A 15,126-nucleotide genomic window follows, 5' to 3' on the forward strand; every position below is an offset into this window, starting at 1 on the left:
CTTATGAGCAGTGAAAGATTGATCTACCTGCCCCTCGGAGGGGCGGGCGAAATTGGCATGAATTGCTATGTTTACGGCTACGGCAAACCTGAAAAGGAACGTCTGATCGTCGTGGACATCGGCGTGGCCTTCCCCGACATGGACAGCACGCCGGGTGTGGACCTGATCCTGCCCGACATCGCCTGGCTGGAAGAGCGCCGCGACCGCATCGAGGCCGTGTTCATCACCCACGCCCACGAAGACCACATCGGCGCGATTGCCCACACCTATGGCCGCCTGCAAGCGCCGATCTTTGCGCGGGCCTTCACCGCCAACCATGCCAAACGCAAGATGGCCGAAAACGGCCACCCCGCCGATGCCGTCACCGTGGTCGAGGCCTGGCCCGATCAGGTCGACGCGGGCCCCTTCAAGGTGGGCTTCCTGCCGATCTCGCACTCCATTCCCGAAAGCTCGGGCCTGGTCATCGACAGCCCCGCGGGCCGCGTCCTGCACTCGGGCGACTTCAAGCTGGACCGCACCCCGCTGGTCGGCGAGGCCTGGGACCCCGAGCTTTGGGGCGAGGTGTCCAAGAACGGCGTCAAGGCGCTGATCTGTGACAGCACAAACGTCTTTTCGCCCCACGCGGGCCGGTCCGAAGTGACCGTCGGCCCCGAGATCGAAAAGCTGATGCACGAGGCCAACGGCATGGTCGTGGCGACCACCTTCGCGTCGAACGTCGCACGGGTGAAAACGCTGGCCGAAGCGGGCGAACGGGCAGGGCGCTCGATCGTCCTGCTGGGCCGCGCGATGAAACGCATGGTCGAGGCGTCGGTCGAATCCGGCGTGCTGACCGAATTCCCGCCCACCGTCGCCCCCGAGGATGCCCGCAGCATCCCGCGCGAAAACCTGTTGCTGCTGGTCACCGGCAGCCAGGGCGAACGCCGCGCCGCCAGCGCGCAACTGGCCCGTGGCAAGTACATGGGGCTGGAGATGAAGAAGGGCGACACCTTCCTGTTCTCGTCCAAGACCATCCCCGGCAACGAGCGCGGCGTGATCCAGATCATGAACGCCTTCTCGGAAATGGGCGTCGATGTCGTCGATGACAACAGCGGCCATTACCACGTCAGCGGCCACGCCAACCGCCCCGATCTCGAAGAGATGCACAGCGTGGTGAAACCGCAGATCCTGGTGCCGATGCACGGCGAACACCGCCACTTGCGTGAACACACCAAATTGGCCGAAGCCAAGGGCTTGCAAGGCGTTCTTGCGGTCAACGGCATGATGATCGACCTCAGCGGCAACGCACCGAAAGTCGTGGAATATGTCGAAACGGGCCGCACCTATCTGGACGGTTCGGTGCAGATCGGCGCGCTGGACGGGGTCGTGCGCGACCGGATCCGCATGGCGCTGAACGGTCACGTCGTGGTGACGCTGATCATCGACGAACAGGACGAGCCGCTGGGCGATCCCTGGTGCGAAACCATGGGCCTGCCGGAAACCGGCAGCAGCAACGCCCCGCTGGTCGAGCTGATGGAGGCGGACCTGAGCCAGTTCCTCGGCCGGGCCGACCCCAAGACCATGCGCGACGACGAGGCGCTGGAACAGGCGCTGCGCCGCACCGTGCGCAAGACCGCACAGGACGAAATCGGCAAGAAACCCGAGGTCAGCGTGATCATCAGCCGTCTGACCTGAGGGAACCAAACCGTTCGGTTCAGAGTTGAAATATCAACGGGGGCGCATGCTTTGCGCCCCTTTTTTACTCTGAAAGGACAGTTTCATGATCAAGAAAAGCGGTTCCGCAAAATGGTCTGGCGATCTCAAGACCGGCAAAGGCAAGGTTTCCACTGAAAGCGGTGTGCTGAACGACCAGCCCTATGGCTTCAACACCCGGTTCGAGGATGGCGCAGGCACCAACCCCGAAGAGCTGATCGGTGCCGCCCATGCCAGCTGCTTCTCGATGGCGCTGAGCATGATCCTGGGCGAAAAAGGTGTGGCAGCCGAAAGCATCGAAACCACCGCAACCGTGTCGCTGGACAAAAAGGACGATGGCTTCGCGGTCACGGGCGTGCATCTGGTGGTCAAGGCCAGCATTCCCGGCGTGGACAAATCGACGTTCGACGAATGCGCGAAAGCGGCCAAGCAGAATTGCCCGATTTCCAAGCTGCTGAATGCGGATATCACGATGGACGCAGAGCTGGCCTGAGCATCAGGCAGTTTCTGAAATCCGATACGAAAAATGCGCGCCAGGCATCTCGCCCGGTGCGCATTTTGCATTTCTAAATCTGGTGCTTAGCCGTCGTAGCGTTCGGCAAAGCTCTTCTCGATGAAGGTCGGCGTGTGATCGCCCAGACCGGTCACGCGGCTGCCGCCACGGTCGCTTTGTGAACTGCGCGAACGGCTCGACCCGGTGTCGCGCTTGGTGTTGGACGCGCTGGAACGGCTGTTGCTGCGTGTGCCCTCGGAGGGCTCGGGGCGGGCCTCGGCCTGCTTGGGCGCGGCGGGTGCCTTGGGCTCGGTGCGCGGCTCGTGTACCTCTGCGGGCTGTTCTGCAGGTGTCGGTGTCGCCTCGGGGGCGGCCTCTGTCTTTGCCGCGTCGGGCTTGGACTGTGGCTGCGACTGCGGCGCAGTATCCGTCTTGCGGCTGCGCGAGCGCGACCGCGAGCGGCTTGCGCTTGGTTTTTTCTCGACGGTGTCCTCTGCCGCATCGTCCTGCGCCTCGGTCCCGATATGGCCCAGCGGGTTTTCCAGGCGCGGAATTTCACGCTGGATCAGCCGTTCGATATCCTCGAAATTCTTCTCGTCGCGCGGCACGCAGATCATCATCGCCTTGCCATCGCGCCCGGCACGGCCGGTGCGGCCAATGCGGTGCACATAGTCCTCGGCGTGGCTGGGCACATCGAAGTTGAACACGTGGCTGACGCTCGGCACATCCAACCCACGGGCCGCCACGTCAGAGGCCACGAGGAACCGCAGATCGCCCGCACGGAACCCGTCCAGGGTGCGCGTGCGCTGGCTCTGGTCCAGGTCACCGTGAATGGGGGCCGCGTCATAGCCGTGTTGTTTCAACGACTTCGACACCGTGTCCACGTCCATCTTGCGATTGCAGAAGATGATCGCATTGGTGCACTTGTCGCCCTCGGCGTCGATCAGCATGCGCAGAACCTTGCGCTTTTCGCTCGCTTCGCGGTCCTTGCGCGACGCCTTGAACATCACCACGCCCTGTTCGATCGTCTCGGACGCGCTGGCCTGACGGGCCACTTCGATCCGCGCCGGGTTGCTCAGGAACGTATTGGTGATCCGCTCGATTTCGGGGGCCATCGTCGCCGAAAAGAACAGCGTCTGGCGGGTGAACGGCGTCAGCCCGAAAATGCGTTCGATATCGGGGATGAACCCCATGTCCAGCATCCGGTCGGCTTCGTCCACGACCATCACCTTGACGTCCGACAGGATCAGCTTGCCGCGCTCGAAATGGTCCAGCAGACGGCCCGGCGTCGCGATCAGAACGTCGACACCCTTGTCGATCAGCGTGTCCTGCTCCTTGAACGAAACGCCGCCGATCAGCAGCGCCTTGGTCAGCTTCAGGTGCTTTGTATAGGTGTCGAAGTTTTCGGCAACCTGTGCGGCCAGTTCGCGCGTCGGGCACAGAACCAGACTGCGCGGCATCCGCGCACGGGCACGTCCACGCGCCAGCATGGTGATCATCGGCAGCACGAACCCTGCGGTCTTGCCGGTGCCGGTCTGGGCAATGCCCAGGACATCGCGGCCTTCAAGGGCGGGGGGAATCGCACCGGCCTGAATCGGGGTCGGTGTTTCGTATCCTGTTTCCTCGATGGCTTTCAGCACTTTGGGATTCAGGTTCAGATCTGAGAATTTTATCATGTATGTCCGAAGTTTGCGGACACTGACTTGGCCCGCGGCAGCTTTGAAATGTCGGCCCGCGTGGCCCAAAGGCAGCCCAGAGGCTGCGACATTGATGTCCCATACCAAAGCATGACGCCTTGGTCAAATCATGTCGTGAAATCAGGGAAGTGACGCTGCATTTTTGCGTCCAGATCCAAGCTGTGCGTGCGCAAAAGCCCTTCCGCCTCCAACCGTGCGCGCAATTCGGCGCTGTCTTCGGCGACCTCGCGGTAGAATGCGCGCAGGCCATCGGTGCCCGCGTCAGCCTCGATGAACCGGAACAATTCGTGCAGGCTGAGGCCCCCCGCATCCCGCGGCGTCGCCGGGGCCAGATCGGCGCGGTACGATCCCTTTTCCAGGCGATAGCGGTACGCGGCCAGCCAGTCCTCCCAGGTTTTCGCATGGCAATGGGCCAGATCAATCCCGTCCAATTCAACCTCGCCGGGGTTCATGTCCTTGTCGAGAAACACGTTGTGAATGCGCACGTCCAGGCCGTCCATCCCACTGCGCGCAAAGAGTTTTCCGGCAACATGGGACAGAAACCCGCCCTTGATATGCGCGCCGTAATTCGGATAGAGCCGCTTGACCGTGTCGGCGCGGTCGGGCCCGTTCGGCACGAACGCCTTGAAGCGCGTCCCATCCCCGGCAAGCTGCTCCATTGGCCGCGTGCGCGCGGTGCGCACCGTGGCAGGCAGGGCGCCCAGCACATCGCCAACAGGCTGTTCCGACACCAGAAATTCGTCGGCGTCCATGTGGATCAACCAATCGACGTCAGTGCCGCGCGCGTAAGCATGGGTCGCGTTGCGGCTTTGCCGGACCTGATGTTTCACGGGCCGCTTGCCACCCAGCTTTTGCCAGTGCTGGGCGTCGCACCGGGTCACCCGGATTTTCGGGTGCGCCTTGAGCGGGGCAAAGGCGTCGCTTTCGGGGTCGTCCAGATAGAGGAACAACCGATGCGCGCCCGCGTCGATGTGATAGGCGGCAAAGCGCAATATGTCGCGCGCAGGTGCCAGAATGGTCGCGGAAAGGCCCCATTTGGTCATCTGCTTGCCGCCTCCTGCCCAAAGACCTGCGCGACCTTTCGGTCCAGATCCAGCGTGGCGGTCACCAGCATGTCGTGCCGCCGCAACAGCTCCAGCCGCTCGGGCGTGGCCCGGCACATCTCGTCATAGAAGCGGCGCAATCCGTCCAAGCCCTCTTCCTCAAGCAAGACTTTAAGAACGTCGTTTAGGATCATGTTTCCATTTGTTTTCTTTCGGTATGACCCACGGGTCATCCGAAACTCGAAATGCCGCTGAAAGGTCTCCCAGTCCGGGGCATGCGCATGGCCTACGTGCACCGTCTCCAGCACCTTGCCGTTCGACACCTTGCGCCCTGCGTGCATCATCGCATGAATGCCCAGCCGAACGCGCGGAAACCCGGTGCGCACGATGTTCTTGCCGCCGGTATAGCTGATGAACCCCTCGGGCACATAGGCACCGAAGGTGGGGTAAATCTCGCTCAGCGCCGCCTTTTTCTGCTTCGCCGCCTTGCGCGTGCGTTTGAATTGGGCGGGGCCAGACCACGGATCACGGGCCGGATCATCCGACGCCATCATCTCGACCGGTTGCAACCGGGCAAAGGCCATGTCGGCCGGAACACATGCAAGATGCTCTCCAAGCAGTTGATCGCTCAGAATAAACTCATCGACGTCAATATGCGCAAGCCAGTCCAGATCGGACCCCTGATAGGCAAGCGAGGCATTCGACACCTGCCGCAACTGATGGCTTTCGCGCGCCTTGTCGGGCTTGTCGGCCCAAAACGCATCGTCGCATTGGTGAAACCGCACCTTGGGGTGCGCCAGTTGCCGCGCGATATCGGCGTCGGGCACGTCCAGAAAAATATCCATCCGCGCCGCACCCGCGTCCAGATGATAGGCGATGAACCTCGCAATCTGCTGCACGGGCGCCTTCACCGTCGACACGGTGCCCCAGCGCAGCACGGCGGCGTCGGTCACGACACTCTGGGCGCTCAGCGTGGTCTTGGCGCGCTCGGGCCCCTTGTCCGGCTTGCCCCAGCGCATCGCGTTTCAGACCATCATCTCTTTGGTCGCGGTCAGCCGCACATCGGGATAATCGCGCACCACGCGGTCGATGTCCCATTGCAACCGGGTCAGGTAAACCACGTCGCCATCGTGGTCATATCCGATGTGCTGCTTGTTGGCTTCCACAAATTTATCAACGGCTTGGCGCGCACCGTTCACCCAGCGCGCCGAGGTAAACTGCGACTGCTCAAACCGCACCGGCAGGCTGTATTCCAGCTCGATCCGGCTGGCCAGAACCTCGAACTGCAACTGCCCGACCACGCCCACCACAAAGCCCGACCCGATCGCGGGTTTGAACACCTTGGCGGCGCCTTCCTCGGCAAATTGCATCAGCGCCTTTTCCAGATGCTTGGCCTTCAGCGGATCGCCCGCGCGCACGCCCTGCAACAGTTCGGGCGCAAAGGACGGGATGCCGGTCACCCGGATCGCCTCGCCCTCGGTCAGCGTGTCGCCGATGCGCAACTGCCCGTGGTTGGGGATGCCGATGATATCGCCGGCCCAGGCCTCTTCCGCCAGCTCGCGGTCCGAGGCCAGAAACAGCACCGGGTTCGAAATCGCCATCGGTTTTTTCGACCGCACATGGGTCAGTTTCATGCCCCGGTGAAAGTGCCCCGAGGCGAGCCGCACAAAGGCCACGCGGTCGCGGTGCTTGGGGTCCATATTGGCCTGAACCTTGAAAACAAAGCCGGAAACCGTCTTTTCCTCGGGCAGGATCTGACGCGGCTCGGCCGATTGGATCTGCGGCTCGGGGCCATAGGTGGCGATGCCGTCCATCAGTTCCTTGACCCCGAACGAATTGATCGCAGAGCCGAACCAGATCGGCGTCAGCGACCCCTCCAGCATCGCGGCGTGGTCCATCGGCGGCAGCAGTTCGCGGGCCATCTCGACCTCTTCGCGCAGCTTTTCCAGCAGGTGCGCGGGCACGTGATCGGCCAGCTTGGGGTCGTCCAGCCCGTCGATCTGGATGCTTTCGGCGACACGGTTGCGGTCGGCACGGTCCATCAGTTCCAGCCGGTCGCGCAGCATGTCATAACAGCCGACAAAATCGCGGCCCACACCGATGGGCCAGCTTGCCGGGGTCACGTCAATCGCCAGATTTTCCTGAATCTCGTCAATGATATCAAAGGTATCTCGGCTTTCGCGGTCCATCTTGTTACAAAAGGTCAGGATCGGCAGATCGCGCATCCGGCACACTTCGAACAGCTTTTGCGTCTGGCTTTCAACGCCTTTGGCCCCGTCGATCACCATCACGGCAGCATCCACCGCCGTCAGCGTGCGGTAAGTGTCCTCCGAGAAATCCGAGTGGCCGGGCGTATCGACAAGATTGAACCGGAAGGTCTTGAAATCAAACGACATAGCCGAGGCGGACACCGAAATCCCGCGGTCCTTTTCCATCGCCATGAAGTCCGAGCGCGTGCGCCGCGCCTCGCCCTTGGCGCGGACCTGTCCCGCCATCTGGATCGCCCCGCCAAACAGCAGGAATTTTTCCGTCAGGGTCGTCTTGCCCGCATCCGGGTGCGAGATGATCGCAAAGGTGCGGCGACGCGCAATCTCGGGCGGCAGTTCGGGGCGGTTTGGGGCGTTGTCCAGCATGTCGGCGCGTATATTCTGCGGCGGCACCCGGCGCAAGGATTAGCGCGAGCTCGCCTTGCGCAGCAATTCCGCCGCATCGGGCCGGTTCAGCAGCGTCTCCTGCACGTCCAGCCCGGACAGCCCCGCATTCGCGTGATCGGCACTGCCGTTGCCCAGCAGTTGCGATGTGATGTCTTCGGGCACTGTGGGGCGGGTGCGGGTGTCGACCAGCGTCGATTCCGCAGCGATCCCTTCGGCATAGATGATCTGATGCGCGTCGAACAACAGCTGGAAATAATCGACGAAACCGCCATCCTGCCGGATCACCGTATCGCCGTTCACCAGATGCCGCGCCTTGACCAGCAGCTCGGACCGGCCGGCACCCAACTGGTCAGAGCGTTGATAGATGAACAACCGGTGATCGGGGCTGACCACCAGATCCTGATAGTTGTTCAGCGCGTCCGCGCGAATGCAGATGGGGGCGAAATCGCCCACGGCGCGCACGGTCGATTGCCCGATCCAGCGCACCGGCTGCGGGCCGTCGTCGCGGGTCAGCACCCGGTCACCGACGGCCAGGTTCTCGATCGGCACCTGCGCGCCCGAGGCCATGGTGATATGGGTGCCACGGGTGAAGCGGGCACAGGCGACCTCGGCGAATTTCTCGCCCGCCTTGGTGGTGTCGATGCCGACCAGCGCATAGTCGGTGCGCGGCGTCAGGCTGGCCAGCGGCAGCAGATAGATCTGCGCGACATCGCCCGTTGCATCGGTTTCGACCACCACGATGGCGTCCGTCGTCTGCCCGTCGGGCGACATCAGCGTCAGCGCGCAATCCAGATGCAGTGCTGCACCGGGCGTGCCCGTCGGGCTTTCGGCTGCGATTTCATAGCCGTCCTCCAGCACTTGAATCGCCAGTTGCTGCGGGTCCGCCATCTGGCTGAGCGTATAGACGTCGTCCAGCTCAAGCTCTTCGGCGAACGACAGCGCATCGCCCATGTTTGCACCGTCGATGGCGGTGAACATGCGCGCAGCATAGACGGGCACGGAATGTGCCGGGGACAGGGGTTTGGCAGTGTCGGACATAGGGTTCGGGTCGCATTCAGATCAGGAATTTTGCGGTACGATCAAGGCGCTACCCTAGAATTGTGTCAAAGGCAGGTCAACGGGCCGGTGTTTTTCTGGCATCCCGCCTGCGCGAAGTGCTAGGCAGTGGCAACCGTCCAAAGGAGGATCGCATGGATTTGGGAATATCTGGTAAACGCGCATTGGTCTGTGCATCGTCCAAGGGTCTGGGGCGCGGCTGTGCCGAGGCGCTGGCAGAGGCAGGCGTGAACCTTGTGCTGAACGCGCGCGGGGCCGACGCGCTCGAGGCGACGGCGGCCGAAATCCGCGAGACCTACGGCGTCGAGGTCACGACCGTGGCCGCCGACATCAGCACCGCCGAAGGGCAGGCAAAGGTGCTCGAGGTAGCAGGGCAGATCGACATTCTGGTCAACAACGCGGGCGGCCCGCCCCCCGGCATGTGGACCGACTGGAACCGCGACGATTTCATCGCGGCACTCGATGCCAACATGCTGGCCCCCATCGCGATGATGAAGGCGCTGATGCCCGCGATGATGGACCGCGGCTGGGGCCGGGTGGTCAACATCACCTCGCAGTCGGTCAAGGCGCCGATTGCGCAGCTGGGTCTGTCGAATTCGGCGCGCACCGGCCTCACGGGCTATGTCGCAGGCACCGCGCGTCAGGTGGCGTCCAGGGGTGTGACCATCAACAACCTGCTGCCCGGCATCCACGCCACCGACCGCGCCGAGGCGCTGGACGGCAACGTGGTCAAGGCCAAGGGCATCTCGATGGAAGAGGCGCGCGCCCAACGGGCCGCGACAATCCCGGCGGGGCGCTATGGCACCCGGGCGGAATTCGGTCAGGCCTGCGCGTTCCTGTGTTCGGTCCACGCGGGTTTCATCGTCGGGCAGAACCTGTTGCTGGACGGCGGTGCGACCAACGCCACGATCTGAAGGTACTCGCGCATGGCGCAGGGGTTCTCACTCAAAGACCAGCTGTTCAACGCGCAGTCGTTGGGACAGCTGGGTGCGGAATATGCCGCGGGCCTGCCCGGACTGGACGGGCAGGCCTTTGCGCGGCAGGCGCTTTCGGGCGTGCCCGAGCGCAGCCTGATGGCCTGTCTCGACTGGTTCGCGGACTGCATCACGCCGCACCTGTCACCGGAGTTTGTGGTGATGGCCGACCAGATCGAGGCGATGATGCCGCCGCCGCTGGACCCCGCCTTGCGCGACGACGACTTTGGCCGCTTCATCCACGCCGTGCCGGGGATTCTCGCGGTGCGTCACGGGCTCGAGCATCACCGCGACCGCGCGCTGGACCTGATCCACGCCGCGACACAGCGGTTTTCGATGGAATTCTCGCTCCGGGCCTTTCTGAACCGCTGGCCCGACGCGACGCTGGCGCGTCTGGCGCTCTGGGCCGAGGACGACAATTACCACGTGCGGCGGCTGGTCAGCGAAGGCACGCGGCCCAAACTCCCCTGGGGCCGCGCGATTGCACTGACCCCCGAACAGACGCTGCCGCTGCTCGACCGTTTGCACGGCGATCCCACGCGGTTCGTCACAAGATCGGTCGCCAACCATCTGAACGACATATCGAAAACCGATACGGATGCGGTTCTGGCACATCTGCGGCACTGGCAGGACAGCGCTGTGCAAGACCCGCAGGAACTGGCCTGGATGGCCCGCCACGCCCTGCGCACGCGGATCAAGGCGGGACATGCCGGGGCGATGGCGCATCTGGGCTATGCAGCCGATGCCCACGTGGACGTGACCCTGCAGCTGGAAGGCGATACCGTGGCCATCGGGGATCGGCTGCGCTTCGATGTGGCACTGCAGGCAGACGAAGCACTGCCGGTTCTGGTCGACTACCGCATCCGCTTTGCAGGGCCGGGGCCTGACACGAAAACGGCCCGCGAAAAGGTGTTCAAGCTGAAGACCGCCAAGCTGGCGGCGGCCACGCCGCTGGTGATGTCGAAAGCGCATCCGATGAACGGCGGCGCCAGCACGTTCTCGCTGCACAAAGGCACGCACGAACTGGTGGTACAGGTGAACGGCACCGACCGGGCGCGCGCGACGTTCGAGCTGGTGTGACGGCACGCGGGGGCGCTGCCCCCCTGCGCCTTGCGGCGCATTCCCCCCGGAGTTTGAGGGGCAAGATGAAGCTCACTTTCCCGTGGGGATCGTCGTTTCTGCTGGAAGCAAGGGCGGGGCCTGCGCATAGCTTTGGCTGAGCATCCAAGGGAGTGTCCGAAATGCAGCCTGTTGTTTTGATTGCCATCTTTGCGGGCATCGTCGTTGCCAGCCTGCTCGCCGCCCCGCGCCGCGTGACCATCGACGGGTTCTTTGGCGGTCGCAGCGCAGCGGGTGGCGCACCGGGCCTTTGGGTGCTGGTGCTCAGCCAGGTGACCACATGGATCTTTGCCCGGTCGCTGATGAATGCCGCGATCCTGGGCTATTATTATGGCATCGCGGGCACGCTGGCCTATGCGGCTTATTATGCGTCGTTCCTGACGGGTGGGTTTTTCGTGCAGCGCTTGCGCGAAACCGGGGCGATGTCGGTGCAGGACTGGCTGGCCACGCGCTTTGGCCCTGTTGGCACGGGCTGCTACAATCTGGTGATCGTGCTGCGGCTGCTGTCCGAGGTCTTTGCCAACCTGCTGGTGGTCGGCTTGATCGCGGGTGCCTTGGTGCAGGGCGGTGCGACCCCGGCCATTCTGGCAGTGGCGGTGCTGGGCTTTGCCTATTCGGCCTGGGGTGGTCTCAGCGCCGCGTTGCGCACCGATGTGGTACAGATGCTGGTGTTTCTTGTGGTCTTCGGCGTCGCCTTCGTCGCGCTGGTCACCGGCCCCGGTTTCGATCTGGGCGCGGTGCTGACGGCCCAGGGCACGGCGGGCGCGCTGAACGGCTGGGTGCTGCTGGTGGTGGCGGCGCTGCAGGTGGTGTCTTACCCGCTGCACGATCCGGTGATGATGGACCGCGGCTTTATCAGCGATATGCGCACCACGCGTGCGTCGTTCCTGCATGCGTTCTGGATTTCGACACTGTGCATCCTGGGCTTTGGCTTTTTCGGCATTCAGGCGGGTCTGATCGGGGCCACCTACGAGGGCGAACTGATCGGCACCTGGGGGCTGATGTTCCCGCCCTGGATATTCGTGCTGCTGATGACCGCGCTGGTCGTCTCGGCGCTGAGCACGCTGGATTCGGCGCTGGCCTCGGCTTCGCGGCTGGTGGTCGAGGAGTTGCATCTGGCCCCGCGCACCCTGTCGGGCGGGCGCGGGGTCATGGCGCTGTTCATGCTGGCGGGGGCGCTGCTGACGCTCTGGGGCAATGCGACGCTCTTCGACGCGGTTGCGGTCAGCGGCACGGCCTCGATGTTTCTGGCGCCCGTCATGATCGTCGGGCTGGTGATGGGCCGGCAGGTGGCGCTGTGGTCCTATGTGGTGGCCTTCGGGGCGGCGATGCTGGGCGCGTGGGTCTATTTCGCGCGCGGCTGGACGCTCTGGGCGATGCTGCTGCCGGACGCACATAAATACGTGCAACTGCTGGCGATCTGCGTCGTGGTGCTGGGCGTGGGCTTTGCGGCGGTGCTTGCGGGGGCGCGCCGGGCCTGATAGCCCCAAGCCGACCGATTTTGTCAGACTTGGAGAACGCCCTTGGCCGAGGTGCCCCGACTGGAGATCCGCGACCTGCGGCGCAGCTTTGACGGGCGGGCCGTGGTCGACGGCGTGTCGCTCAAGATCATGCCGGGGCAGGTGACCTGCCTGCTGGGGCCGTCGGGCTGCGGCAAGTCCACCACCCTGCGGATGATCGCGGGCGTCGAGATGCAGGACAGCGGCGAGATCTACGTCGATGGCAGGCTGATCTGCGACACCGTCACCCGCGTGCCGCCCGAGCGGCGCGAAATCGGGCTGATGTTTCAGGACTTTGCACTGTTCCCGCACCTGAGCGTCGAGGGCAACGTCGCCTACGGCCTGCGCGGCAGCCGCGCCGAGAAACGCGCGCGGGTCGAGGAGATGCTGGGCCGCGTCCACATGCAGCGCTTCATCGACATGTATCCGCACCAGCTGTCGGGCGGCGAACAGCAGCGCGTCGCACTGGCGCGCGCGCTGGCGCCGCAGCCGCGCATCATGCTGATGGACGAGCCGTTCTCGGGTCTCGACAACCGGTTGCGCGACGGCATCCGCGACGAGACGCTGGGCATCCTGAAGGAAGAGAACACCGGCGTGCTGCTGGTCACCCACGAGCCGGACGAGGCGATGCGGATGGCCGATGAAATCGCGCTGATGCGCGACGGGCGCATCGTGCAGCAGGGCGCGCCCTACAACGTCTATACGCGCCCGCTGGACCGCGCGTCGGTCGCGTTCTTCTCGGATGCCAACGTGCGCCGCTCCACGGTGCAGGGGGCGCTGGCGATGACACCCTTCGGGCGGTTCCTGGCGCCCGGCATCGCCGACGGCACCGAGGTCGACATCGTGTTCCGCCCGCAGCACGTGCGCATCGACTTTGACCGCGCGGGCGTGGGGCCGGTGCCCACGGCAGTCGAGGGCACGGCGGCGCGCGCCGTGGTCGAACGCGCGCGGTTCATGGGCAACGAAAGCCTGGTGGAATTCCGGCTGGACCATGACGGATCGGTGATGAAATCCACCGTGCCGGGCGTGTTCCTGCCGCAACCGGGCACCGTGATGTGGCTGCGCGTGCGCCGCGACAAATGCTTTGTGTTTCCAGCGGGGATGATGGGATGAGCGGACCTTTGATCATTGAATTCGGCCTCGGCACGTCGCTGCGCCGGGCCGATTACACCGATGCGGCCGCCAAGGCGGTGCGCCATGCGCTGTGGCGCAATTCGATCAACCTGGCGGAACTCTTCGGCTTTCCCAAGGAAGCGATGCAGATCGCCGTGCGGGTGGCAGTGCAGCGCCCCGATCAGGTGGATGTGGACACGCTGCGCGCGATCTTTCCCTATGGCCAGGCGCAGATCGAGGTGGTCCAGGGCGGTCTGGACGTGCCGCGCCCCGAAGGTGCGGGCAATCCGACCGTGATGGCCCATGCGGCGCTGAGCGTGTCGTTCGACATGGAGCGGGCAGATGGCTGAACAACGGGTGATCATCGAGATGGGGCAGGGCAACGACCTGCACGGGCGCGACTATACCAAGGCGGCGCGCCGCGCGATCGAGGATGCGTTTCGCGGATCGTCGCTGCCGCTGTTCGGCACGCTGGGGCTGGATGCGTCGCAGATGCGGGTGCAGGTGACGGTTGGCGTTCAGCAGCCCGACGCGGTGGACGTGGACGCGCTGGTGGCGGTGCTGCCGCGCGGGCGCGCCGAGGTGCGCGCGGTCTTTGGCGGGATGGACGTGCCCTCGGGCGACGAGGTGATCGTTGTGGCAACGGCTGCGGTCGAGGCGTTTTTGCCTGCGCAGACCGGGTGGCGGTTGAAGGGTTAGCTTGGGGGCTTCGCCCCCGACGCCTTGCGTCTCCCCCAGGATATTTTTGGCCAGAAGAATCAGTCGCGGTCTTCGAGGAAAAGCTCGGGCAGCGCTTCGCTGGTTTCGATCAGGTCGAGGCGGAAATCGCGCATCGCCTGGCGCCATTCACACCATGCGGTCAGCGTCCAGACCGGGCCGAGGCTGGCGAGGTGCAACGGGCGGATCGTGCGCGTGGTGATACGGTCGCCGCGCGAATGGTAGGTCAGCCGCAGTTTCTGGCGCGCACGGATCGCGGCGCGGATGCGCGGGATGTGCGAGGCCGCGCGCGCGGCATTGGAAAACGGCGATTTCTGCAGCTTCCATGCGTCGGCGGGGGCAATCGCCGCTTCGGGCAGCAGCGCCTCGATCCGGTCAGCGAGCGTCGTGGCGGCCTTTGACAGATCCGGGTCGGCGGATTGGCCGAGGATGGCAAGCCCCAGGCTCAGCGCTTCAAGCTCCGCAGGGGCCAGCTCGAGCGGCGGCAGGCGGATCTGCTCGGTCAGCCGGTAGCCGCTGCCGCGCGTGCCCGCGACCGGAACGCCGGATGCCTGAAGGGCGCCGATATCCCGGTAAAGCGTGCGCTGCGACACCGACAACTGCCGCGCCAGATCGGCGGCCCGGTGCGTGCCGTCACCGCGCAGGGCGTCAAGCAGGGCATGAAGGCGGGTCTCGCGGCTCATTACTGACAAATAGATGTCAGTTGGGTAAATGGCCAGATTTTTCTCGCAGGTTTGCGAACCCACGCGCAGGCTCTGCGGGCTTTGATCCTTTTGCGCCGGTGCTGCTTTGCGTAGACAAGGCCCGACATAGGCAAGCGCGCCGCGCGGCGTGCAGAGCGGGAGACAAGGTTATGTTGAACAATATCGGACCGATGGGTCTGCTTTTGATTGCGGTTGTGGTGCTGGTGCTGTTCGGGCGCGGCAAGATTTCCAGCCTGATGGGTGAAGTCGGCAAGGGCATCACCAGCTTCAAGAAGGGCATCAACGAAGGTCAGAAATCGCTGGACGAGGACGACGACTACAAAGAGGCCAAGGACGTCACGCCCGAGACCGAAAAAGACAAGGTCTGA

At 64.3% G+C, this 15,126-nt stretch carries 15 protein-coding genes; 9 read left to right on the forward strand and 6 right to left on the reverse strand.

What is annotated here, in order from left to right; genetic code table 11:
- Positions 1-3: 3 nt before the first annotated feature.
- Positions 4-1,671 (forward strand): ribonuclease J, encoded by a 1,668-nt coding sequence (locus NTA49_RS08015; protein WP_261368200.1) that lies wholly within the window; start codon positions 4-6, stop codon positions 1,669-1,671.
- 85 nt (positions 1,672-1,756) lie between these two features.
- Positions 1,757-2,182, forward strand: a complete 426-nt coding sequence (locus NTA49_RS08020) for an OsmC family protein (RefSeq protein ID WP_258294178.1) — start codon at positions 1,757-1,759, stop codon at positions 2,180-2,182.
- 86 nt (positions 2,183-2,268) lie between these two features.
- On the opposite strand, the gene NTA49_RS08025 is transcribed toward NTA49_RS08020, so the two are convergent.
- From NTA49_RS08025 to NTA49_RS08045, 5 genes are all read right to left on the reverse strand, one after another.
- Entirely contained in the window at positions 2,269-3,858 is a 1,590-nt protein-coding gene (locus tag NTA49_RS08025) for a DEAD/DEAH box helicase (RefSeq protein WP_258294179.1), read from the reverse strand.
- 128 nt (positions 3,859-3,986) lie between these two features.
- Entirely contained in the window at positions 3,987-4,922 is a 936-nt protein-coding gene (locus NTA49_RS08030) for a glycosyltransferase family 2 protein (RefSeq protein WP_258294180.1), read from the reverse strand.
- Complete coding sequence (locus NTA49_RS08035; RefSeq protein ID WP_258294181.1) at positions 4,919-5,941, reverse strand: glycosyltransferase family 2 protein; 1,023 nt, start codon at positions 5,939-5,941, stop codon at positions 4,919-4,921. The genes NTA49_RS08030 and NTA49_RS08035 overlap by 4 nt, the downstream gene beginning before the upstream one ends.
- Before the next feature lie 6 nt (positions 5,942-5,947).
- Positions 5,948-7,555, reverse strand: a complete 1,608-nt coding sequence (locus tag NTA49_RS08040) for a peptide chain release factor 3 (protein WP_258294182.1) — start codon at positions 7,553-7,555, stop codon at positions 5,948-5,950.
- Between the two features lie 39 nt (positions 7,556-7,594).
- On the reverse strand, positions 7,595-8,614 hold the full coding sequence (locus tag NTA49_RS08045) for a Hint domain-containing protein (protein WP_258294183.1): 1,020 nt from the start codon (positions 8,612-8,614) through the stop codon (positions 7,595-7,597).
- A gap of 152 nt (positions 8,615-8,766) precedes the next feature.
- Here NTA49_RS08045 and NTA49_RS08050 point away from each other — a divergent pair, with 152 nt between their 5' ends.
- From NTA49_RS08050 to NTA49_RS08075, 6 genes are all read left to right on the forward strand, one after another.
- Positions 8,767-9,546, forward strand: coding sequence for an SDR family oxidoreductase (locus tag NTA49_RS08050; protein ID WP_258294185.1), 780 nt, complete (start codon positions 8,767-8,769; stop codon positions 9,544-9,546).
- Positions 9,547-9,558: 12 nt separating this feature from the next.
- Positions 9,559-10,686, forward strand: coding sequence for a DNA alkylation repair protein (locus tag NTA49_RS08055; RefSeq protein ID WP_258294186.1), 1,128 nt, complete (start codon positions 9,559-9,561; stop codon positions 10,684-10,686).
- Positions 10,687-10,847: 161 nt separating this feature from the next.
- Complete coding sequence (locus NTA49_RS08060) at positions 10,848-12,206, forward strand: sodium:solute symporter family transporter (protein WP_258294187.1); 1,359 nt, start codon at positions 10,848-10,850, stop codon at positions 12,204-12,206.
- 42 nt (positions 12,207-12,248) lie between these two features.
- A complete protein-coding gene (locus tag NTA49_RS08065; RefSeq protein WP_261368201.1) occupies positions 12,249-13,337 on the forward strand; it encodes an ABC transporter ATP-binding protein in 1,089 nt (362 codons plus the stop codon).
- On the forward strand, positions 13,334-13,687 hold the full coding sequence (locus NTA49_RS08070) for a Lin0512 family protein (RefSeq protein WP_258294188.1): 354 nt from the start codon (positions 13,334-13,336) through the stop codon (positions 13,685-13,687). Before NTA49_RS08065 ends, NTA49_RS08070 begins: the two co-directional genes overlap by 4 nt.
- A complete protein-coding gene (locus NTA49_RS08075) occupies positions 13,680-14,036 on the forward strand; it encodes a Lin0512 family protein (protein WP_258294189.1) in 357 nt (118 codons plus the stop codon). Before NTA49_RS08070 ends, NTA49_RS08075 begins: the two co-directional genes overlap by 8 nt.
- A 59-nt stretch (positions 14,037-14,095) precedes the next feature.
- Here the strand turns inward: NTA49_RS08075 and NTA49_RS08080 are convergent, their stop codons facing one another.
- Positions 14,096-14,737, reverse strand: a complete 642-nt coding sequence (locus NTA49_RS08080) for a helix-turn-helix transcriptional regulator (protein WP_258294190.1) — start codon at positions 14,735-14,737, stop codon at positions 14,096-14,098.
- A 170-nt stretch (positions 14,738-14,907) separates the two neighbouring features.
- On the opposite strand from NTA49_RS08080, the gene tatA reads away from it, so the two are divergent.
- Complete coding sequence (gene tatA / locus NTA49_RS08085) at positions 14,908-15,126, forward strand: twin-arginine translocase TatA/TatE family subunit (protein WP_258294191.1); 219 nt, start codon at positions 14,908-14,910, stop codon at positions 15,124-15,126.

This window comes from Pseudosulfitobacter koreensis (genome assembly GCF_024733015.1).
In the GTDB taxonomy this organism is placed as follows: Bacteria; Pseudomonadota; Alphaproteobacteria; order Rhodobacterales; family Rhodobacteraceae; genus Pseudosulfitobacter; species Pseudosulfitobacter koreensis.